Annotated in this window: 14 protein-coding genes and 2 tRNA genes; 5 read left to right on the top strand and 11 right to left on the bottom strand. The window is 45.4% G+C overall.

Features of this window, described 5'->3' with window-relative positions; translation table 11 throughout:
- Positions 1 to 172: 172 nt before the first annotated feature.
- From AB5443_RS02225 to AB5443_RS02245, 5 genes are all read right to left on the bottom strand, one after another.
- On the bottom strand, positions 173 to 4,285 hold the full coding sequence (locus tag AB5443_RS02225; RefSeq protein ID WP_368113126.1) for an ATP-binding protein: 4,113 nt from the start codon (positions 4,283 to 4,285) through the stop codon (positions 173 to 175).
- Positions 4,286 to 4,487: 202 nt separating this feature from the next.
- A complete protein-coding gene (locus tag AB5443_RS02230; RefSeq protein WP_044654377.1) occupies positions 4,488 to 6,851 on the bottom strand; it encodes a membrane protein in 2,364 nt (787 codons plus the stop codon).
- A gap of 19 nt (positions 6,852 to 6,870) precedes the next feature.
- The gene (locus AB5443_RS02235; protein ID WP_277131036.1) at positions 6,871 to 8,904 is read right to left on the bottom strand and encodes a carboxypeptidase-like regulatory domain-containing protein; all 2,034 of its coding nucleotides are present in this window, start codon (positions 8,902 to 8,904) and stop codon (positions 6,871 to 6,873) included.
- A 30-nt stretch (positions 8,905 to 8,934) separates the two neighbouring features.
- Positions 8,935 to 9,480, bottom strand: a complete 546-nt coding sequence (locus AB5443_RS02240; RefSeq protein WP_022136956.1) for a DUF3575 domain-containing protein — start codon at positions 9,478 to 9,480, stop codon at positions 8,935 to 8,937.
- A gap of 240 nt (positions 9,481 to 9,720) precedes the next feature.
- The gene (locus AB5443_RS02245) at positions 9,721 to 12,477 is read right to left on the bottom strand and encodes a heparinase II/III family protein (protein WP_277131037.1); all 2,757 of its coding nucleotides are present in this window, start codon (positions 12,475 to 12,477) and stop codon (positions 9,721 to 9,723) included.
- A 162-nt stretch (positions 12,478 to 12,639) separates the two neighbouring features.
- Here AB5443_RS02245 and AB5443_RS02250 point away from each other — a divergent pair, with 162 nt between their 5' ends.
- Genes AB5443_RS02250 through nuoE form a run of 3 tightly spaced genes read left to right on the top strand, consistent with a single transcriptional unit; the run spans position 12,640 to position 16,824 of the window.
- Positions 12,640 to 14,547: an NADH-quinone oxidoreductase subunit NuoF gene (locus AB5443_RS02250; protein WP_277131039.1), complete on the top strand. Its 1,908-nt coding sequence runs from the start codon at positions 12,640 to 12,642 to the stop codon at positions 14,545 to 14,547.
- A gap of 15 nt (positions 14,548 to 14,562) precedes the next feature.
- Positions 14,563 to 16,329 carry an NADH-dependent [FeFe] hydrogenase, group A6 gene (locus AB5443_RS02255; protein ID WP_277131042.1) on the top strand — a complete coding sequence of 589 codons (1,767 nt, stop codon included), beginning with the start codon at positions 14,563 to 14,565 and terminating at the stop codon, positions 16,327 to 16,329.
- An 18-nt stretch (positions 16,330 to 16,347) separates the two neighbouring features.
- Entirely contained in the window at positions 16,348 to 16,824 is a 477-nt protein-coding gene (nuoE, locus tag AB5443_RS02260; protein ID WP_044653929.1) for an NADH-quinone oxidoreductase subunit NuoE, read from the top strand.
- Between the two features lie 81 nt (positions 16,825 to 16,905).
- Here the strand turns inward: nuoE and AB5443_RS02265 are convergent.
- Together AB5443_RS02265 and AB5443_RS02270 are read right to left on the bottom strand one after the other, a co-directional pair.
- A tRNA-Ser gene (locus tag AB5443_RS02265) sits at positions 16,906 to 16,993 on the bottom strand.
- Positions 16,994 to 17,072: 79 nt separating this feature from the next.
- Positions 17,073 to 17,157 (bottom strand) — tRNA-Ser (locus AB5443_RS02270).
- A 238-nt stretch (positions 17,158 to 17,395) separates the two neighbouring features.
- Between AB5443_RS02270 and pflB the strand changes: the two genes are divergently transcribed.
- Together pflB and pflA are read left to right on the top strand one after the other, a co-directional pair.
- Positions 17,396 to 19,624: a formate C-acetyltransferase gene (gene pflB / locus AB5443_RS02275; protein ID WP_044654502.1), complete on the top strand. Its 2,229-nt coding sequence runs from the start codon at positions 17,396 to 17,398 to the stop codon at positions 19,622 to 19,624.
- Between the two features lie 14 nt (positions 19,625 to 19,638).
- A complete protein-coding gene (pflA, locus tag AB5443_RS02280; RefSeq protein WP_277131055.1) occupies positions 19,639 to 20,367 on the top strand; it encodes a pyruvate formate-lyase-activating protein in 729 nt (242 codons plus the stop codon).
- An 890-nt stretch (positions 20,368 to 21,257) separates the two neighbouring features.
- On the opposite strand, the gene AB5443_RS02285 is transcribed toward pflA, so the two are convergent.
- From AB5443_RS02285 to AB5443_RS02300, 4 genes are all read right to left on the bottom strand, one after another.
- On the bottom strand, positions 21,258 to 21,623 hold the full coding sequence (locus tag AB5443_RS02285) for a type II toxin-antitoxin system HigA family antitoxin (RefSeq protein WP_073348210.1): 366 nt from the start codon (positions 21,621 to 21,623) through the stop codon (positions 21,258 to 21,260).
- 4 nt (positions 21,624 to 21,627) lie between these two features.
- The gene (locus AB5443_RS02290; RefSeq protein ID WP_073348209.1) at positions 21,628 to 21,921 is read right to left on the bottom strand and encodes a type II toxin-antitoxin system HigB family toxin; all 294 of its coding nucleotides are present in this window, start codon (positions 21,919 to 21,921) and stop codon (positions 21,628 to 21,630) included.
- Between the two features lie 68 nt (positions 21,922 to 21,989).
- Positions 21,990 to 22,154, bottom strand: coding sequence for a hypothetical protein (locus AB5443_RS02295; protein ID WP_159436792.1), 165 nt, complete (start codon positions 22,152 to 22,154; stop codon positions 21,990 to 21,992).
- Between the two features lie 195 nt (positions 22,155 to 22,349).
- Positions 22,350 to 23,705, bottom strand: a complete 1,356-nt coding sequence (locus AB5443_RS02300) for an MFS transporter (protein ID WP_277131059.1) — start codon at positions 23,703 to 23,705, stop codon at positions 22,350 to 22,352.
- Between the last annotated feature and the right edge of the window lie 14 nt (positions 23,706 to 23,719).

Here is a 23,719-nt window from a genome sequence, read left to right on the forward strand (position 1 = left end):
TTTAATCTATTTTATTTATTGAAGACAATTGCAAAGCTACGCCTTCCATGTCTGTAAGGTTGGTAAACTGGTAACAGAAGCTGGTAAACTGGTAACAAATGCACAAAAAAAAATCTCCTTTATTGCCCACTACGAACAATAAAGGAGATTTACTCAAATATATTTCCGTCTTCTATTTATATTCCTGCTTTTCGTCCCCGGAATGCATCTCTGCATATTGGGTGGGCGTCACCCCGAACATTTCCTTGAAACATTTTGTGAAGTAGCTTGCCGAGCTGAATCCGACGCGGTCTGCAACTTCGGCCATCGTCAACCGACTTCCCTGAAGAAGCTGCGCCGCCCGTTTCAGACGAATGCTTTTTATAAAGTCGGAAGGGGTGTTTCCGGTGATGGATTGTAACTTCCGGTATAAATTCATGCGGGTCATGCCTAAATCACGGCTTAATTCTTCCACTGCATATTCTGTATTATCCATGTTCTTCTCGATATATTCCAAAGCACGCTGAATAAGTTTCTCGTCAACAGAAGTGATAGTAATCAAGCTTGGATTGACTTCTATGTTTTTACTGAATTCCTGCTTCCTTTTCTCCTGTTGCTCTATCAGTTTCTCAATGCGCACCATCAACATATCGAAGTTGAACGGCTTGGACATATAAGAATCAGCCCCTACTTCATAACTATTAATCTTTATATCATCGGCCGTTCGTGCGGTCAACAGGATAACAGGGATATGCGATGTCTGCACGTTGGTCTTGACTCTCCGGCACAGTTCGATACCATCGACCTTAGGCATCATGATGTCACTGATTATCAAATCCGGATTCTTGTCAATCGCACACTGTTCCCCCTCTTCACCATCACCTGCCTCCAACACCTGATAGAATTCCTCCAATTGCTCTTTCAGGAAGGTGCGGAATTCCTTGTTGTCTTCGACAATCAACAGCCTTTTCCGGTCATCACTGTTCTCCTGTGACGGGAAAGCGGCTTCTTGCTGTGTCTCGTCCGTTCTTTCACTTTCCGCAGGATTCGATTCCACTGTTTCAAGCTGTTCCCCTTCCGGTTTTAAATCTACCGGCAGATACACAGTAAATGTAGAGCCTTGTCCCGAATGACTTTCAACTGTTACTTTCCCGCCATGCAGTACTGCATACTCCCTGACAAGATGAAGTCCGATACCACTGCCAGGTTTTTCTTCTTCTTCCCAATTTCTCACTTGATAAAAACGGTCAAAGATATAAGGCAATTCAGTTTCCGGTATCCCGACACCCGTATCCGATACGCTTATCATTGCATATTGTCTGCCTTCTTTCTCTTCCCCGGAAAGCGACAAGGTGACTTTTCCGTTTTCCGGGGTAAACTTAAATGCGTTGGAGAGAAGATTATTAATAATCTTATGTACTTTATCCCTATCAAAATACATATAGAGTGATTGATGGGGTATCAGACACGTAAAATCCAGCTTCTTTTCTACCGCGACCGGACAGAAGCTATTATAAACAGAGGAGACAAACTCTTCCAAATCTCCATTCATCAGGAGCATTTTCTCGCCTTTCATCTCCAGTTTGCGGAAGTCAAGCAACTGATTTACCAACGTCAGAAGTTCCTGTGCATTCCGGTATATGGTGTTCAGTTGCCTGTTGACCGACTCGTCCGCAATCTTGCGTTTCAAGATTTCCAAAGGTGTAATAATCAGTGTCAGCGGGGTACGTAACTCATGGCTGATATTCGTAAAGAATCGGAACTTCATCTGGTTCAATTCTTCTTTTTGCCGCTGGGCTTCTTCATGTTGCATAGCCACCAACTTCCGGTGGTTCCTCTTATTCATATATATGACAAGACCATATAACAAGGCGCAAAAAAGTACGAAATAGATGATACGCGCCATCAATGTCTCCCAAAACGGGGGATCGATAACAATGGAAAATGAAGACTCCGGTCCCCAGAGTTTATCATTTCCGGCTGCTGATACCCTAAACACATATTCACCCGGAGAGAGATTGTTATAAACAGCCCGTCCTTGCCCGTTATCGGAAAGAACTTCTATCCACTCCTTATCGGATCCCTGCAATTGGTAACGGAAGAAAGTATGAGAAGGATTGGAGAAATTTACGCCTGAGAAATCCAGTGTTATGAAGTTCTCATCATGCTCCAATTCGATACTGCGAGCGTAATTTACCGCTTTATCGAGCAAAACACATCCATTATAGTACGTCCCGGGAGTAATGGATGTATTGAACAGCTTCAATGAGGTGAAAACCGGATGATTCACAAATTTATCGTAGAACACATTCTCCGGATTAAAGGCATTAAAGCCGTTTGTCCTGCCGAAATAGATTTTCCCGTCTCTCGCTTTCAAAGAATGGAAATCAAATAAATCATCTTGTTGCGAACCTGTTCCGATAGGAAATGATACGACGTGGAAAACATAATCCACGCCTTGTTTGTCAACCTTTATCTTGCAGATAGAGTTTATTGTAGAAATCCATATATCATGGTTATTGTCTTCCTGTATACCTTGTATGGTAGCATTGGGGAGTCCGTCCCCTTCCTGAAGTGTATATAATTGCTTGTCAGGAGTTACAATATTCAACGCATATTGAGTGCCGAACCACAGCAGGCCGCGACTGTCATTCAGGATACAATTATATTTGTTGCTGTCATGGATAAACAGTTTGTTGGATGGTTCGTCCCGTTCGGGAATCCAGACTTGATCCGTCTCCTGATCATAGATATATAAACCATTATATGCTCCTACTATCAGTCTGCCACTATTGTCCAGTGCCAGTGCGTCAGCCGTTTTATATTCTTTCAGTTCAGGATGTTTTTCGACCAGCAAGGTTATTTTACCGGTATTCACATCCAGACTTCCTACACCACCGTAAACACTGATCCACATGCGCCCTTTCTTATCTTCAATAATAGCGCGGATATTCCTGAAGTCCGGATCTTGCTGATAGCCTCCGCTCGGATATGAATACAGCCTTACTTTACCTTTGTCAATGCAATACAGATTTTCCTGATAAGTTCCCACCCAGATACGCTGTTTGCTATCCTTGTAAAGCACCCAACAAATCTGATGGTCTAATTCCCTATAGGGAACAGTCACTCTCTTTGTAGAAGGGTCATATAAATGAAGCCCGCCAAGAGTGCCCAAAAGAATATTTCCCTGTTCATCTTCCGCAAAGGCACAGACATCTTCATTATTCCATTTCCCATAAGTATTCGTCCGGTTGTAAAGAGGAAAGTTATCCATACTCGGATGATAATAGCATATCCCCTGACTGAAAAGTCCCAGCCATAAAGCTCCGCTTCCGGAGTCAAAGAACAAGCTATGAATATCGTTGTGTATCGTTCCACCTGTATGCAACGGAATGTCCCTCATCCGGGTAACGGACAGATTATGGCGCATAATCCTATACATACCTTGAGAAACGCCACCGACACAAGCATTGCCTTCCTTGTCCACACAGATGGAAGTCAGTATGGTATAATTGTCCCGCGGAGTGGTAAAAACTTCCTGCCATCTCTTTCCCTGACTGCTGTAATATCCTATCCCCCAGTCCCACATTAACCAGTAATCGCCATTATCCAGCATCTTTATGACAGCACGGTCACCCGGATTCATTTTTCCTATCAGAAAATCCTCCTGACGGATGAATCGTCCTAGTTCTGTATCATAACACCGTATGACACCTTTTTCATGAATCATCCACACACAGTTTCCTTTACTTTCTACATTCTGCAATGTTCCGTAATATTCAATAAACTCATCCCTGGCACAAATCAGCTTCAACTTTCTCTTCCTTTCGTCATACATATAGACAGAAGACTGTGGAGTAACAAACCAGTAATGTTGTTCCGAATCAATAAACATATCGGAGACTTTGGCAGTCAATCCAAAGTCCTGCAACAAGGAATCGACATTGGCAATATATCGTTCGGTCGTTAAGTCAAAGACATGGAGTCCGCCACGTTCTTTCATCCATAATCGGTTATGCACATCAATGTATTGTTCGGGAACAGCATGATGATAGGCTATCGGATACCTGCTTCGCGAATTATAAGGAAAGCTGGTAAACTGATTGCCGTCATATAAACTTAACAAGACTGTAGTTCTTACCCCCAACCGTCCGTCAGGGATTTCAAACACACTTTTCACGTAATTATCGGGCAAACCGTCAGCCACTCCGATATGACGAAAGATATAGGGAGATTGTTCCGCATTCAGTTTCACCGAACACAAGACAGAAAACAGAAGAACAAGCAGGATATGAGGTGCTTTCATACAAATAACCAGTTGGATGACAAACTTATTTTTTTAATCATCTACGTAAAGCTAGTACAAAATACCCCTTCCTGTTTTTTGTTTTAACTTTATTTAAGCAGAGTTGTTTTTCCACCCGAAGCCATAGAATACAAAAAGGGTTGCACAATCATTGAATCAGTATTGTGCAACCCTACCTATAAATATTTTCTTATCTGCTTTTTTATTGGAAAGTAGGCATCTTGAACCTGTACAACAATCCGCCTACCATAGAAGCTACGTAATCAGGTTTTCCCTGTTTGATACCATCGTATGTATCTGTACGGATACCCACCTTAGGTTCGGCATACAAATAGACGGAAGAGGCTACCCGCAGTTTAAACTGCACACCGGCATCCAGTCCCGGCACTACCTGAAACTCTCCGTTACGACGAGACAGTCCGGCAGTGACTCCCATAAAAGGTACGACATCTATCACATGATCGGAACTATACCCCTTTGTTAACGTAGCCAAACTCATCATGTAGTCCATCCCTAAACCGGCATAATGCAAAGGTAATTTATTCTGCGCTTTCGACTTATACAGGATTGTCCCGTTGATACGCCATGCAGACAGCGGAGTGTACCATTTGCCAAAACTTCCTTTCGCTTCCACACCTGCGTTCTTCACCAAATCCTTGTTACCAACCAGCAAACTACCCATTCCGAGTGCCCCTGATATGAAGTAACGTTTGTCATCCTTATCAAACACACTGCGATTGGCTGCTTTTGAATAAGGAACAAAGCGGTAATGGAAACCGGCATTGACGCCTACCAATACATCTTTCTGCATAAAACCCAAGTTTCCTTCGATGAACTTGTCTCCATACATTCTGACTTGCGGTTCGATATATAGACCGAGAAAGTCATTCACATGCCATAGCCCCTGTATGCCAGCATTTATGCCTGGTTGAAACTTATGGTCTGAATTATTGGTATACGCCAGATTGACACCCACAGAAGCAATGAAATCAAAGATACGGTCAGGATTGTAACCGTCCATGGTAGACGTAATATTCCACAAATAATCAAGACCGCCACTGACGCTGATATGTCTGAGTCTGCCCTCTTTAATATCACCGGGAACTAGATAGTTCGTAAAGAACCCGCCCGTACCCACCAGACGCAAACCGGAATAAGCAGTCAGCCACTTACCAAGAGAGACAGAAGCCTGCGGACCTAAAGAACTGAGGTTTTCAAAATTCTTCTTATTCAAAAACATTTGCAGACCAACTCCTGAAGTCATAAACAGATTGTCTGAGATATGATTGTTTGAGAATCCGTTCTTCGGACGTGCCGCACGGTCAATCGTATGATAAGTCAAACCTAAATTCAATTCTCCAAGCTGGTCTGTACCACGCAATCCACACCCGCCTGCATATCTCTTGTGATAAACATTGAGACGAGGTTCTATAAATAAATCCATGGAACGGTTGAGACGGAAACTTCCTTGTACGCCTACTCCTATCCCCGGAGCGTACTTGCCAGAATTCTCCACCCCTTTTGTCCCAGCCAGATTAACTCCTGCAATACCAATTAAATTAAAGACCCTATCTTCATCATATCCCCACAGAACATTATTGAGATTCAACATATAATCCGCATGCAAATCAATATGTTTGAAATATCTGTTCTTACTACCGGCAGGTGTATCCGAAAAACCGACCGTCCCGGACAGACGCAGACCGGAAGAAGGGCTGAACCATTTACCGATTCCGGCAGAGAACTGGGGGCCCAAGCCTTTAATTGTATTCTTGATTCCCGAAACTTTCAGGGTACTGATACCACCGGACAAAGAGATAAACATATGATTCTGGAACGAACTGTTATCAAATTCATCAAAATGAATCTTAGTACCCATCGGAGCGGCAGGCATATATGTCAGACCAACCAGAACCGAACCTCCCACTTGATAATTTCTCCAACTTCCCCTATGTGCCAAAACATCATTATACCATCCTATCTGTGGCTCTACAAACAAGTCCAATGTACGGGAAAGACGTATATTGCCCTGTAAACCAATATGGGCACCATAATAAAATTCACCCCCACCTTTCAGATTCGGATATTTTTCAGAACGTTCACTATTATCACCAACCTTAGAATAACCGGCTTCTACACCAGCTATTCCAAATAACTCAAAACGACGGTTCGGATTGTACCCATATGCCAAGGAAGACATATTCAGCAGATAATCCAGGCTACCGCCACCCATCTTTATTTTAGAATCATATATTTTCGACGGTAAATACCCCATGTTCACCCCTATCCTGAGTCCGTGAACCGGAGTAATCCATTTTCCCATAAAAAGACGAGCAGTCATACCTAATCCGTCCTGGGCCTCCTTACCCGAAAGCAAGCTATACGGACCTATACCGGCAGAGAAAAAGAGATGTTCATTGAACTTATTACTCTCAAACTTCTCATTCGCAGGTCTTTTCTGCAACATATATTGCAATGCACCATAATCCTGTGCCTGTAAGGTGACAGCAAGCATCAGAAATAACGCCACCGCCACATATTTATTTTTGATTCTGAGGATATTCATCGTTTACTCTGTATTATCATTATTTAAGTTTCTGCTCTTCCGGCAGCAAGTCAATAATATCACCGTCCACTCTTGCTGTTTCCAGTAAGGATGGGTCTAATTCAAGGGCTTTCTCGATACTCATTATAGCTTCACCCACTTTCTCCAAACGGTTGGCAACAATCGCTTTCACATAATATTCGCGGGCTGTTGTCACATTCATGGCAGAAATCTTTTCCCATGCTTCCTCATTTCTCTTCATCGCCAGCAACATCACCACCTCATTGAAAGGACTGGTAGCCGCCACCTTTTCGAAAGCATCTTTATGGTAACCTGCCAAAGCTTGTACGATTGCCTGCAAATCCTCAGAAACAGCTCCTTCGGGAACCAATGTCAGGACAGAATCCGCCTTTGTATATTTTCCTTCGTGCAGCAAGGCGATAGCCTGATTGGACAATAACTCTACCGGCGCGGTTTTGCTGACAAACGGTTCGAGAATACGCGAATCCGGAGCGTCTTTCTGTATCGTCGCCACTGCCAGCTCATTGGCTGCATACGTAAAGTTATCGTAAAGTTCAAGGGCTTCCCTGCAATACTTCTCCCTTTTGTCAGAAGTTTTCGCCATCGTAATCATGCGATAATATTCGAAACGGGTCAGCTCCTTCGGATTCCTGTTGTAAATTCCCCTAATCTCATCGTCAGTCAGGAAACGGAAGATTGAATAACCGTACGTATATTGCACCTTTCTCAGTTTAGGCAGATAGGTAGCAGCTATTTCCTTGTAGAAAGGTTTCGATTTCAATACATTATTCAAGCGGTAAGGAACAGATTCGTATTGCTTGATTAAATCCTCTACTTCCTTGGCAATCTCCGGTTTAGCGTCTTTCTTCAGCAATTCCGCCACTTCCTTCCAAGAAGCGACCGCCGCATCCGATTTCACTTCAAGCAGCTTGCGCGTTTCCGGGTCTAGTTGTGAAAGGATACGCTCCAATGCTTTGTCCGTACGCAGTTTTGCCAATTGCAAGTTTCTTTCATATGAACCGTCCGGCGAAGCCACACCCGTGATATGGAAACTCTTCAATGAAGCATCCGGATTCGTCTCAATAGCACGAAGTTCCTGGTTCAATCGGTTCAGTTCCACTTGGTTCTGAGGATTCTTGTCGTCCAAATCGGCTTTACCTACCAAGAATGTCAGATTCACTTCACCTTTCGTATCCCGTAGCTGCATGACAGGTTTCGGAAGATACTTCTCATCGGTCAGATTGAAAGCGGAAAACTTATACTCCAGGAAACGCAGCGGGTTGACAGTTCCGCGTGCAATGGAGAAAGAATCACGATAAATGATGTTCCGATAGTTCTCCATTGCAAGATGCACATCCGCACGGTAATCATGTTGCAGATACTCTATGTATATAGAATCATGATAAGCGATAACATCTCCCTTGCGCGAAGAAGTCGTTTTCACCTGAATATATTCATGCAGAGGGTCTTTATCCAAATCATAATCGTACATCCGGTTTTGCGTCGTATTGTAAGTACCACCGTCGAATACCACTGGACGCATCAACAGGCGTTTTTTGAGTGTCACATCATAAATGGAAGGCTGCAATACCAACCGGCGATGCGAGTTAAACATTTCCTTAGGCACCGGGACACGGGTTTTCAGATGGAAATAATTACCTTTGATTTCGATGTCCGTCGGCTCCGGAATCACTTTATCTTTTACCTTGGAAGTAATCGTCACTTCATCCAGTTCGATGACAGCATCTTTCAGCACAACATCAAGAATCTGTTTTCCTGCCACCTTCACCGTCTTGTCCTCATAACCGACACATGTAAACTTCAACGAGCCGTTCTTTTCCACCAATACGCTATAACGACCATCCTCATCGGACATTTCGATACGTTCGTCATTGACAGGATTGAGCACATTCACATTCGGCACACTTTTCCCCTGCGGGTTTGTGATATGTCCTTGCACACGGATACGTTGGGCGGATGCATCCATGCCGACCAACATCATCGCCATGAGAAGCACACCTATTAATCTATCACGTTTCAAATTGATTTTCATTCTCTTTTCTGACTAGCTAATGTTCTCTAATTATCGGATAATATAAACAAAGGATACCCCCAGTTTGACAGGCGCAATGGTAGTCTTGCTATCATTGACCGCGCCCGGTTTCGGAGCACCCTTATCATACTTGAACTGGCGATAGCGCATTACACCCACACCAGCAGTTGCTTCGATGTTCCAATGGTTGCCCAGTACCCATGCATACCCATAGGTCAACCCAGCGGCGTATGCATCGCCTTTGTGATGCACATCCTTCACCATCATATTAAAATTATTCACGAAAGCGGTGACCCCAAGAAAATGGCTCACCATCGGACGATTTAGCCAGTAACGAACTTCAGGCTGAAAATGCGTGAAAGTCGTTTTAAAGTTGTCTTTACTGATTGGATTCGCAGCAATCCCCATATTCAGGGAGACGTGACTACCCAATACAAACTCTGCTTCTACATTCGGACTGGCAGTGAGCCAACCCAACGCATTTGTCTTTACAGCTACCCGCTGCGCGTGCACATGTACGCCACAACATACTAGTAGAAATGATAACGCAGCTAATGCCCTGCGACCATTTCTCATCACATATACCATAATTTATTTCCCACTAAATATTTCCCACTAAAATATTCACCCACAAAAAGGGCTTCTTGTCCATATTATATACAACTTGGACAAGAAGCCGCAAAAATAGAAAAAATATAGCATTAAAAACGTTTAAATACGCTTTTTTTGTTTTTTATTGCAACATTTCTCCATCTTAAACCGCAATATACCATATTGCGCATAAAATATACAAATTCTCTTCTTATAAATGAAACATCAGATACGCAGCAATGTAAGTTTCGGCTCAACACCGGATTTCACCTTTTTGCCATTAATAACGACCGTGCAGGGAGCAGAAGAAATAATATACCATTTTCCTTCTTTCTTTTCGAGTAACACGTTAGCGGCACTGTCAGTCTGAATCATTATTCCGGACGCAACCAATTGCGTTCCGTTCCCCAAGAATAACGTCCGGTTTCCTGCATATTCATTGCTGATAACTGCATAGTCCGCCTTCACTTTCATTCCTTGATAAGTAGCAGTATGAACTGCGTCGGACAGAGAGAATATATGGTCTACACGCCCGTTCCTACTTTTCACGCAAATTCCTGCAAAGTCTTTCAAGCCAGATTCTTCCGCATCAAAATAAGAAACGGATTGAATAGCGGACGGCTCATTCTTCGTGCTCGGTTCATAGATAGAAACAAAAGGACGATTCCAAGCTTCACCATGCTGCCGGGCAACAAAAGTCAGCGTCGGTTGCTCCTTTATATTATAAGGCATATTCGGTGTACGGCTCAATCCTTCAGTCATTGGCGACAATGCCGTAAAGACTTCGCGTTCCGGTTCACCCTTCATCCAAAGATTCATATATATGTCGTCACCGCCTTTATCCTTCATATCTATGGTGAAAGTCGCTTTGACATCCTTGTCGGTAGCAGCCATTTTCTTATCATATAAATAGGAATAAGCATAAAGATGCGCACCGGCAAAAGCCAGTTCTTCCGTGGGTTGCAAATTCAAGTCAGTACCATCTGCCGCCGTCAATGTCAAAGACTGTCCGAGGTTATGATAGAAATAATCGTGCATCTTATCTCCCCCTTTTTCCTTCCGGCTGCGGAATACATCGACATAATATCCCGTCTCCGCACCGGTGGTGACAATACTCATCATACGGGTCTGGTCTGCCCTGCTTTCCGGTTCACGGAAATAAAGGTTGCTGTAAGTGACGGACGTAAACTCCTTGCCCGGTTCCGCCGATGCCGGAAAACAAGAAAGCAAATCAAAAGAATGATTACTTTTCATCACCGGATAACTCGATACTCCATCCACACAAACCGTATTATGACTGGGGAATTGAGAATAATATTCCGCATAATCCAGTCCGCTATACAGGAAAAGCCCGATGCCCGCATCCGGGCCAAGCACATATCCTTTTCCGTAAAGCTCCATTGAAATACCGTTGGCATGCATATGATTACCTTCACTGCCATTCAACGAAATCATCAGACTGTTGCGCGGATGCATACCGTTGCGCTGTACCAGCCATGACACATTAGGAGCATAAAATAAAGGAGAAACATAATCCTCTATCTTTCCCGGCTGTACTTTCGGATTTAGCGTCAGCGGCTTGTCTTCAAAGAACGAATTGACAGATACCCGCACATTCTTCTTTTCCGCCTTATCATTTCCAAAATCCGGATGCAAGCATTTCAGCAAAGCGGTGAAATAGTTTTCCTGCTCTTTCTTCCCGTTTGCCTGCGCGTTCTGTATCATACGGATGAAGAAGTTCGTACTCAAATATCCCGGATGCGTATCCCCAAAGCCACAAATCATACGGTTAGGAAACAGGTATTGGGGAGTGGTCGCCACCGCTTTCGACAATACAGGCATCGCTTTCACCAAATCATATTGCAGGTTCGTATCAAACTGATTCACAAAATTGGCATAATCATTGATTACCACACTGCTATATCCCGGACATTCCGCCCAAATCCCCGTATTGGAATCAAAGCCATAATCCGCGAGACGTGTCAGACTCCACTGGCGAATGCTGGAACGGTTCATCACATAGTCGATATAATATTCGCGTCCTTTTCCGTCGGCATATTCCTTATTGTCTTCCAATACCAGGCCTACATTCATAATGAAACGTGCCTGCAACAAATCCCAGTTGTTGTGGGGCACACCGTTCGCAATGATATTATCCGCCCATTTCTTGAAAGCTCCGGCATAGATTTCCATCTTGTCCGGGTAATTAGCCTTGAGATAATTATACAGAAAATCATACAAAGGGACAGCGATATGAAGTGCATCTTCATGGATTACCTCGAAAGAAGTCAATCCCACCAATGTCTGCTGATGACCATTATTCAAATCGACAGGCACATTTCTGTAATAAATACCCGTCATATACGTATCAAATACACCTGCGGCAAGTTTGGCGAACTTCTCTTCGTCCGTCATCCAATAGAGGAAAGCGGCGTCACGGGCGATTCCCAGAATTTCGCAGTTCAGGCTTTCGATATTCCGTCCGGTCTTGGACGGATGCACACTCTCCATCGGACGATTGGGAAGGGCATTATTACAGAAAGTGACGTTCCCGCTCTCGTCATCATCATAAGGCACGACATCCGCCAACTTGGGACGACCGTGAGTGGCAGCCGTTCCACGCGTTCCCGTATAGCGCACCGTAGGATAAGGAGCTTTCCCGCCGCCCGCATGGTCGAACGTTTCACCTTTTACATATACTTCCGTGGCATGAGACTTCCAATACATCGCCAGGCGGGACAGCAGCCAGGACGGTTGAGCATCCGTCAGGTTCGTATAAACTTCCGTCCGTTCCTTCAACTTATTGAAAACATCTTTCGCCCATTCTTCTTTTTTAATCAGCTTCCATGTTTCCTGTTTTCCCGCCGGAGTAGTCAGCACCCGCGGATGCTCCTGCGGCATCTTTTCCGGCAAGGGAATCTCTTGTCCGGATGCACTGTTCAGAAAGGATAGAAAACACAGTCCCAGTAAAATTCGTCTCATACTTCAATTATCTTTTTTAGGTTTAATACCTATTAAATACGAAGATAGAGATTTATTTACCTAATCCGATCGGCAAAGACTGTTTTTATTTGTCCGAAACTATGCTTTTATTCCAAACAAAGAATTATATTTGCAAAAAACCTACTAACAATTCTGATACTTATGAAAATCTTATCTATCCATGATTTGGCTACAATCAGGAAGAGAGCGGAACACAAACTTTCATTGCGCGAAGAAAGTAATGAAAAAGTCACAGAGAAGTGCTGCGGACTGGCGTCCGGCGCACAGCATCTCCAGATTCTTATCTGCGGCGGTACAGGGTGCAAAGCCTCTTCCAGTCAAGGCATTACGGACAGTCTCCGGACAGCCATCGAAAAGAACGGCATCGCCGGCAAAGTGGAAGTCATCACAGTGGGCTGCTTCGGCTTCTGCGAAAAAGGCCCCATCGTGAAAATCATCCCCGACAATACATTTTACACACAAGTCACCCCCGAGGACGCGGAAGACATCATCACCGAACATATCATCGGCGGCCGGAAAATAGAAAGACTGCTGTACATAGACCCTAAAACGGAGCACACCGTCAGCGACTCCAAACATATGGATTTCTACCGGAAGCAACTGCGCATCGCCCTGCGCAACTGCGGATTTATCGACCCCGAAAACATCGAAGAATACATCGCCCGCGAAGGATATCACGCCCTGGCGGACTGCCTTCTCAACAAGCAACCGACGGACGTAATCGACCTCATCAAGCGTTCCGGCCTGCGCGGACGCGGTGGCGGCGGTTTCCCCACAGGCTTGAAATGGGAATTTACCCACAAACAGCAATCGGACATCAAATACGTGGTTTGTAACGCCGATGAAGGCGACCCCGGCGCGTTTATGGATCGTTCCATCATGGAAGGCGACCCACACTCCATCGTAGAAGCCATGTGTATCTGCGGTTACTCCATCGGCTCAAGCAAAGGACTGGTGTATATCCGCGCCGAATACCCGCTTGCCATCAACCGGCTCAAAATAGCTATCGGACAAGCCCGCAACTACGGCCTGTTGGGAGACAATATCTTAGGAACAGATTTCAGTTTCGACATCGAGATACGTTACGGCGCAGGCGCATTTGTCTGCGGAGAAGAAACCGCCCTGATTCACTCCATGGAAGGAAAACGGGGAGAACCGACCCTCAAACCGCCCTTCCCCGCCGAATCCGGCTATTTGGGAAAGCCTACCAACGTGAACAATGTAGAGACACTCGCCAACATTCCCATCATCCTGACGAAAGGCGCCGAATGGTTCGCAGCCATCGGAACGGAACGTTCCAAAGGCACGAAAGTATTCGCCCTTGCGGGAAAGATAAACAATGTAGGGCTGATTGAAGTACCGATGGGAACTACGCTCCGCGAAGTAATCTACGAAATCGGCGGCGGCATCAAAGGCGGAAAGAAATTCAAGGCGGTGCAGACCGGCGGCCCTTCGGGTGGCTGCCTGACAGAGAAGCATCTGGATACCCCCATCGACTTCGACAATCTTCTGGCTGCCGGCTCCATGATGGGTTCCGGCGGTATGATTGTGATGGATGAGGACGACTGTATGGTATCCGTCTCCCGTTTCTACCTAGATTTCACCGTAGAAGAATCCTGCGGAAAATGTACGCCTTGCCGCATCGGCAACAAACGCCTGCTGGAACTGCTGAACAAGATAACCGAAGGAAGGGGAACAGAGAAAGACCTCGATACCCTCGCCACTTTGGGACAAGTCATCAAGGATACCGCCCTCTGCGGACTGGGGCAGACTTCCCCGAATCCGGTTCTGTCTACGCTGGACAATTTCCATGATGAATACCTGGAACACGTCCGCGACAAGACCTGCCGTGCCAAACAGTGTAAATCCCTGCTGACTTACACCATCAATCCCGAACTTTGTATCGGTTGCCACCTGTGCGCCAAGAACTGCCCCGCCGACGCAATCATCGGTCTGGTACGCAAACCGCACGTTATCAGCCCCGACAAATGTATCAAATGCGGAATGTGCCTGGCACGCTGTAAATTTAAAGCTATTCTTGTCTGCTAAAATAATCTGTTCACTATGGAAGAAAAACAAATTACACTCCAAATAGACGGTCACTTTATCACCGTCCCCGAAGGAAGCACCATCCTCGAAGCCGCCACAAAAATCGGTATCAACATACCCACTTTGTGCCACATCGACCTGAAAGGAACCTGTATAAAAAACAATCCCGCTTCCTGCCGCATCTGCGTGGTGGAAGTCATGGGACGGCGCAACCTTGCTCCTGCCTGCGCCACCCGTTGCACGGAAGGAATGGTAGTAAAGACCAGTACCCTGCGTGTGATGAACGCCCGCAAGGTAGTGGCCGAACTTATCCTCTCCGACCATCCGAACGACTGCCTCACCTGTCCGAAATGCGGCAACTGCGAGCTTCAAACGCTGGCACTGCGCTTCAATATCCGCGAAATGCCTTTCAATGGCGGCGAACTGTCTCCCCGCAAACGGGAAATCACCGCTTCCATCGTCCGCAACATGGACAAATGTATTTTCTGCCGCCGTTGCGAAAGCGTCTGCAACGATGTGCAGACGGTAGGAGCGCTCGGTGCCATCCGTCGCGGTTTCAACACAACGATAGCTCCCGCTTTCGACCGGATGATGACAGAGAGTGAATGTACTTATTGCGGTCAATGCGTAGCTGTCTGCCCGGTAGGTGCGCTAACCGAACGAGACTACACCAACCGCCTGCTCGACGACTTAGCCAGTCCGAACAAAACAGTCATCGTACAGACCGCACCCGCCGTACGCGCCGCCCTGGGAGAAGAATTCGGTTTCCCTCCCGGCACACTGGTAACCGGAAAAATGGTCTACGCCCTGCGCGAACTGGGATTCGACTATGTATTCGACACCGACTTTGCAGCCGACCTCACCATCATGGAAGAAGGTTCTGAAATCCTGAACCGTCTGACACGTTATCTCAACGGAGACAAATCCGTCCGCCTGCCCATCCTGACTTCCTGTTGCCCGGCATGGGTGAACTTCTTCGAGCATCATTTCCCGGATATGCTCGACATTCCTTCCACCGCCCGCTCCCCGCAACAGATGTTCGGCTCCATCGCCAAATCTTACTGGGCGGAGAAAATGGGAATCCCCAGGGAGAAGTTAGTCGTCGTATCCATCATGCCCTGTCTGGCAAAGAAATACGAATGCGACCGCGACGAGTTCAAAGTAAACGGCATCCCCGACGTAGATTACTCCATCTCCACCCGCGAACTGGCACGGCTGATTAAACGAGCCAACATTGGCTTCCCCCTGGTACTGGACAGTCCTTTCGACAACCCGATGGGCGAATCGACAGGCGCCGGCGTTATCTTCGGCACCACAGGCGGTGTGATGGAAGCCGCCCTGCGCTCCGTCTACGAAATCTATACTGGTGAACCTCTCAAGAATGTGAATTTTGAACAAGTACGCGGACTGAACGGTGTCCGCCGCGCCACCATCGACCTGAATGGTTTTGAACTCAAAGTAGGCATCGCACACGGACTAGGCAACGCCCGCCATCTACTGGAAGATATACGGAACGGGCACAACGAATATCACGTCATCGAAATTATGGCTTGCCCCGGTGGTTGTATCGGCGGTGGTGGGCAGCCGTTACACCACGGCAACTCGGAAGTCTTATACGCACGCGCCAATGCCCTTTACCGCGAAGACGCGAACAAACCGCTGCGTAAGTCGCACGACAACCCGTATATCAAGAAACTGTACGAAGAATATCTCGGCAAACCTCTGGGCGAGAAATCGGAAATGCTATTGCACACGCATTATTTCAACAAATCTATGGATTAACTTTAAACGAAGAGTATTATGTCAGATATAAAACTAGCCTGCGATGTGGCAGAACAAGTCCGAACGATTTGCGACAAGCACGGAAACAACCCGGGCGAACTAATCAATATTTTGCACGAAGCGCAACACCTGCACGGCTATCTGCCCGAAGAGATGCAACGCATCATTGCTTCCAAACTCAATATCCCCGTATCGAAAGTGTATGGAGTGGTCACCTTCTACACCTTCTTCACCATGACTCCGAAAGGGAAACATCCCATCTCCGTCTGCATGGGTACGGCATGTTACGTGCGCGGCTCCGAGAAGTTGCTCGAAGAATTCAAACGCGTACTGGGCATCGAAGTCGGCGAAACCACCCCGGACGGGAAGTTCTCATTGGACTGCCTGCGCTGCGTAGGCGCCTGCGGATTGGCTCCAGTGGTGATGGTTGGTGAAAAAGTGTACGGAAGACTGCAACCGATAGATGTGAAGAAGATTATCGAGGAGTTGGAATAAATGCCGCAAATAAAAAACGGCTGCTTTGAAAAATCAAGGCAGCCGCTTCAAAACATTTTTTAACAACAGAGAAAAAAAAAGCGGAGAGAACGAGATTCGAACTCGTGATACACTTTTGGCGTATACACGCTTTCCAGGCGTGCCTCTTCAACCACTCGAGCACCTCTCCTTGTTTTTCAATAAAAAAACAGACAATGGAAATATATTTTCCACAAAAGAAATAGCAGCTTCAAAGCTGCTATTCTCAGCGGAGAGACAGGGATTCGAACCCCGGGTACCTCGCGGTACAACGGTTTTCAAGACCGCCGCAATCGACCACTCTGCCACCTCTCCAAAACTTCCTTTTCAGAAGTGCTTTTCGTTAAAAGCGGTGCAAAGGTACGAACTTTTTTTAAACATGCAAGAGTTTCCACAAAAAAAATTCGGGAAGATTTCCTAAGGATAGCAATATCTAGGTATTTTATGTTGAAAAGCATAAAATAGAGCATATTTATGCTGATTATATGAAAAATGATTGTAACTTTGTGCGCTCTAAAGAAAAGGATAACTACAACCTCTAATTTTATCATTTATGGAATTAAATAAGATCTTTAAAGACGGTCTTTGGAGCAGCGAAATCAACGTAAGGGATTTCGTAAGTCATAACATCACTCCGTATTACGGAGATGCTTCATTCCTCGAAGGCCCCACCGAACGCACAAAAGCTGTATGGAACCGCTGCCTCGAAGCATTGGCAGAAGAAAGAGAAAACAATGGCGTCCGCTCTCTTGACAATGTTACCGTATCTACCATCACTTCCCACAAAGCCGGATATATCGACAAGGAAAACGAACTGATTGTCGGTCTGCAGACAGACGAACTGCTGAAGCGTGCCATCAAGCCTTTCGGCGGCATCAACGTAGTGAGCAAGGCTTGCCACGAGAACGGCGTGGAAGTAGATGACCGCGTAAAAGACATATTCACTCACTACCGCAAGACGCACAACGACGGAGTATTCGACGTATATACGGAAGAAATCCGCTCGTTCCGCTCACTGGGATTCCTTACCGGACTTCCTGACAACTACGCCCGCGGACGTATCATCGGCGACTACCGCCGTATGGCTCTTTACGGTATCGACCGACTGATTGAAGCCAAGAAAGAAGACTTGCGTAACCTGACCGGCCCGATGACCGACGCCCGCATCCGCCTGCGCGAAGAAGTGGCAGAGCAAATCAAGGCGCTGAAAGAAATGAAGGTAATGGGCGAATACTACGGACTCGACCTGAGCCGTCCTGCCTACACTGCACAGGAAGCCGTACAATGGGTGTACATGGCTTACCTTGCCGCCGTGAAAGAACAAGACGGTGCAGCTATGTCACTGGGTAACGTTTCTTCCTTCCTCGACATCTATATGGAATATGAATTGAGCAAAGGAACTATCACCGAATCTTTCGCACAGGAACTAATAGACCAGTTTGTCATCAAACTGCGTATGGTTCGCCACCTGCGCATGCAATCATACAACGACATCTTTGCCGGCGACCCGACCTGGGTAACCGAATCTCTGGGCGGACGTCTCAACGACGGACGTACCAAAGTAACAAAGACTTCCTTCCGCTTCCTGCAAACACTGTACAACCTCGGCCCGTCACCCGAACCGAACCTGACTGTACTGTGGAGCCCGGAACTGCCGGACGGTTTCAAGGAATTCTGTGCCAAAGTTTCTATCGACACTTCATCCATCCAGTACGAAAACGACGACCTGATGCGCGAAGTACGCCAGTCGGACGACTACGGAATCGCTTGCTGCGTATCTTACCAAGAGATAGGAAAGCAAATCCAGTTCTTCGGCGCACGCTGCAACCTGGCTAAAGCCCTGCTGCTTGCCATCAACGGCGGACGTTGCGAAAACACAGGTACGGTCATGGTGAAAAACATCCCTGTACTGACCAGTGACACGCTGAACTTTGAAGAAGTAATGAGCAACTACAAGAAGGTATTGATTGAAATCGCCCGTGTTTACAACGAAGCGATGAACATTATCCATTATATGCACGATAAGTATTACTACGAGAAAGCACAGATGGCTCTTGTAGATACCAACCCGCGCATCAACCTTGCTTACGGTGTAGCCGGACTTTCCATCGCGCTCGACTCACTCTCGGCCATCAAGTACGCCAAAGTTACCGCCCGCCGCAACGACATCGGCCTGACGGAAGGTTTTGACATCGAAGGCGAATTCCCTTGTTTCGGTAACGACAATGACAAGGTAGACCACCTGGGTGTTGACCTGGTATATTTCTTCAGCGAAGAATTGAAGAAGTTGCCGGTGTACAAGAATGCCCGTCCTACCCTGTCTCTGCTGACCATCACTTCCAACGTGATGTATGGTAAAAAGACCGGTGCTACTCCCGACGGACGTGCCAAAGGCGTTGCCTTCGCTCCGGGTGCCAACCCGATGCACGGACGCGACAAGAACGGTGCTATCGCCTCTTTGAGCTCCGTAGCGAAACTTCGTTACCGCGACTCACAAGACGGTATCAGCAACACCTTCTCTATCGTTCCGAAATCACTGGGAGCAACCGTAGAAGACCGTATTGATAACTTGGTTACCATGATGGACGGTTACTTCACCAAAGGCGCTCACCACCTGAACGTTAACGTTCTGAACCGTGATATGCTTTATGACGCCATGGAACATCCTGAGAAATATCCGCAGCTTACCATCCGTGTTTCCGGTTATGCCGTAAACTTCGTGAAGTTGAGCCGCGAACATCAATTGGAAGTTATCAGCCGTAGCTTCCACGAACGTATGTAATCTATCTACTCTATATGACGATAAACGTACATTCATACGAAAGTATGGGAACATTCGACGGGCCGGGCTTACGGCTCGTCGTTTTTCTTCAGGGTTGCAACTTCCGCTGCCTGTATTGTGCCAATCCCGACACGATAGCCGGCAAAGGCGGTACGCCTACCCCACCGGAAGAAATCATCCGCATGGCCATGAGCCAGCGTCCTTTCTTCGGCAAGCGCGGCGGAGTCACTTTCTCGGGCGGAGAGCCTACGTTTCAGGCGAAAGCGCTTGTCCCGCTGGTTCGCGAGCTGAAAGAGAAAGGGATTCATGTCTGCATAGACAGCAACGGCGGCATCTGGAATGAAGATGTAGAAGAGCTTTTCAAACTGGCCGACCTTGTATTGCTCGACATCAAAGAATTCAACCCCGCCCGCCATCAGACGCTGACCGGAAGAAGCAACGAACAGACCATCCGCACGGCGGCATGGCTCGAAGAGAACGAAAAACCGTTTTGGCTGCGTTATGTATTAGTGCCCGGATACAGCGATTTCGAAGAGGATATCCGCCGACTGGGAGAGGCACTGGGAAAGTATAAGATGATTCAGCGGGTAGAAATCCTGCCTTACCATACACTGGGCGTACACAAGTACGAAGCCATGGAGCAGGAATACAAGCTGAAAGACGTAAAAGAAAATACCCCCGAACAGCTTGAAAAAGCTGCGGGAGTATTCAAAGAGTATTTTGCTACTGTGGTGGTTAATTAACCACCACAGTAATAAATAGATAAAAGACAACATACATCATGACAAATGTTTTTTATCCGACAACCTATATTATAGATATAAACCATATCCAATAAAAAGTTCACAAAACAGCATTCAGCCTTCAGTTTCTTCCTAAATCTTCCATTTCATCGAGCTATTTGGCTGAAGCCACCCCTGAAAACAAAGGGAAAGTTTTTCTATTTATTTTTAGAGTCTGCATAAACGTCCATACTGAACCAAAGGTCTATTTTCCGAAAATAGAGCGTCTGTTTTATCCAAACAAAGCGTCTGTTTTACTTAAACAGACCCTCTATTTTACATAACTCCCTATTTCCTGGAACAGTAAATACCAGCCCACGTATCAACGATCCTTTACCGGCATGTCAGATTCCTTCAGTCGACATCTTAGCAAATTTTGCCGACGTGTCAATAAACTTTTGCTCACACATTGGTGAGTGTCCATCGGCATAAAATACGGCTGAAGGCGGAATCCCCTCCTTTCAGGGTACTGCTTTCAGCCACATTCCCTCCTATCAAGGAGTTTCAGAGCATAAACCAGAAGCTGAAAGCAGTTTTTGTATTATATATTCGGATAGGCAAAATCATGAGAAAATGTATAGAAGACTTGACTGTAACAAGTACTACATTCAACTGGATGATATAGGAGAATCAGGCAAATCAAGTACATGTCTTTGCTTACTCTAGTACTGACTTCATTCATTTCCAATACACCTATCTATATTTTCTTTTAAAACAAACACAAATATTATAAATTCTCCCTCAATCCCCTCACTTTTTGCCTTTTTCTTCTTCAAAAAGACAGCGGGAAATCTGAAAACACAACTGTCTTTTTCAGATTTCCCGCCATCTTTTTAAAGTTAAGTTCGAAGCTATACTCCCAACACAATATTAGCATCAATATTCAATTTCCTACTTATCTCACGAGCCACCTTCAATGTTGGCTCACATTTTCCCGAAATATAATCACTAAGACGTGAAGGACTGACTCCTATTAACTGAGATAGTGACTTTTGATTAAGTCCCATCTCGTACATACGAAGTTTCAGGACATCGACAAGTGAAGGTTCTCCCAAAGAAAAATGTTCTTCGGAGTAGTCAGCAACAAGATTAGAAAGAAGTTCCAACTCTATGCTGTTAGGGTCATCCAAAGGAGTATCATCTTTCACTAACGGAAGAAGCTCCTCTACTCTTTTTACAGCCCATTCATATTGGGTTTGGTTCTCTATCTTTGTCATACTTTCAAATATTAGAACAATCTATTTTATCATATTCTTTATGAGTACCAATAAAGCGAATATATACAAACTTTACAGTAAACTTAATAACTACCACCAACCGATAATTGTTTCCTTTAATATTGAAAACATAATGCTGATTACCTACATTATCAGCACTATTAAAAGTTTTCTTTATATCAGCGAAACAAGTCCACTCACTTCTTTTGACTATAACAGCCCATTCTTGCAAAGCGACTTTTGAATCGGGATGCTTCTCTGCATATTCTTTTAATGCCTGTTCAGTAAATATTCTCATTAGTTACTCATTTTTCATGTGACAAAGATAAAATTATAATTCTATTTTTCAAAATATTATTCTAACATTCATAATCCAACAACAAAGCAATAATCAATTACAGGTATCAAAGAACAGAAAGTCTGTTCGTAGTTCGCTACTCCGTCATACGTAAGACGGCCGTGGTCGATAGCGGCCAACACTACGAAAATGTATCGTTTCGGGTCTCCCTGATATTCGATAGTGGCAGACATATTTGTGCATTACTTTGCGAAGTTCGTTTTTCAATGAACAAAACAATTCATCATTACATGAATTTTCCATAAAACTATTATTTAATTGATTATAAAAAAGCCATTCCAGGAAGAAAGCAATCATTACTTACTTCCCGGAATGGCGACCAATACCTCGAAAACAAAGACTTTATTTCTAACCTAATGTACTCACTTTTAATTCACTTCTTTTGATTTTGCATTCCAAACCAACAAAGCAAAGAGAACAGACAACAATGCCGCACCAATCCAAAACCAATTGATATAGGTAAAGTCATAAACATCAACGCCATTTTGAACAGTCTTTTGCCCTTCTATCAGAATACCGCTCATCACGTCTTGCAGTCCGGCTCCGATATAACTGGCGATGCCGACTACTCCCAAAGCTGCACCCGACGCGTTGCGGGGAGCAATATCCACTGCCATCAAACCACCCAGAAAACAAATCAAAACTCCAATGCCTAAACCGAACAGCACCATTGCCAACACGTCTATCCAAAAATGAACCCCCGGAACCAAGAGAAACAGACAGAGAGCTATTACATTCATCAACCCAAATACCAAAGCCGGAATATTACGACTGCCGGAAAACATTTTATCGGAAATGATACCTGAAAATACCGTACCAATGATTCCACAGATAGAACTGACTGAGATTATAAAACTGGCATCCAACGTAGAATAGCCCTTTTGAGCTTCCAGATAGAAAACGCCCCAACTGTTCACAGCATAGCGGCTGATATACATAAATGCACTTGACAAAGCCAAAATCCAAATTGCGGGATTCTTCAAAACTGCTTTTTGAGCTTTGTTGAAATCTTCCGTCTGTTTAGCCGGCGAAGAATGAGAGTCCACAGGAGAAGATTTTTTGTCCAACAAGAATCCCTGGCTCTGTGGCGTATCACGCATAAAAACAAGCATCATAAAGAAGCCTAATATCCCAATGACACCGGCTCCAATCATCCCATATCTCCACCCCATCCAACTGACTAACAAGGCTATGGAAATAAAGGTCAATGCTTCACCCAAATTATGACTGGCAGACCAGAAGCCGTAAAAAGTACCGCGTTCTTTGCTACTGTACCACCGAGTGAGCGAAACCACTCCGGATGCTGCTCCCATTGACTGAAACCAACCATTCAATCCCCAAAGTACGACAAAAGCATAAAAGGAACCGGTGAAACCTAAACATAGATTTATCAAAGCGGAACACAATAGTCCGGTAGACATAAAACGCCGTACATTACTACGGTCGGCAAGAAATCCATTCGTCAGTTTGCCTACCGCATACACGAAAAACAGGCAAGATCCTATGATTCCTAATTGAGTCTCGGAAAATACTCCTTCCTCTACAATCGGTTTGCGCACAACGTTCATACTAAGACGACAAACATAGTAAATGCCATATCCGGTAGTAGCCGACAAAAAAGTAGCCCAACGGATACGCTTAAAGCGGGAAGAACGTTCGGAATCAGTCTCTCCCCCGACTAGAGGGGAAGAGATTTTATAAAAGTCCACTATTTTAAATGACATAACTGAAGTTTACA

Source organism: Bacteroides sp. RTP21281st1_H5_RTP21281_210402 (assembly GCF_040918965.1).
GTDB classification, from domain to species: Bacteria; Bacteroidota; Bacteroidia; order Bacteroidales; family Bacteroidaceae; genus Bacteroides; species Bacteroides congonensis.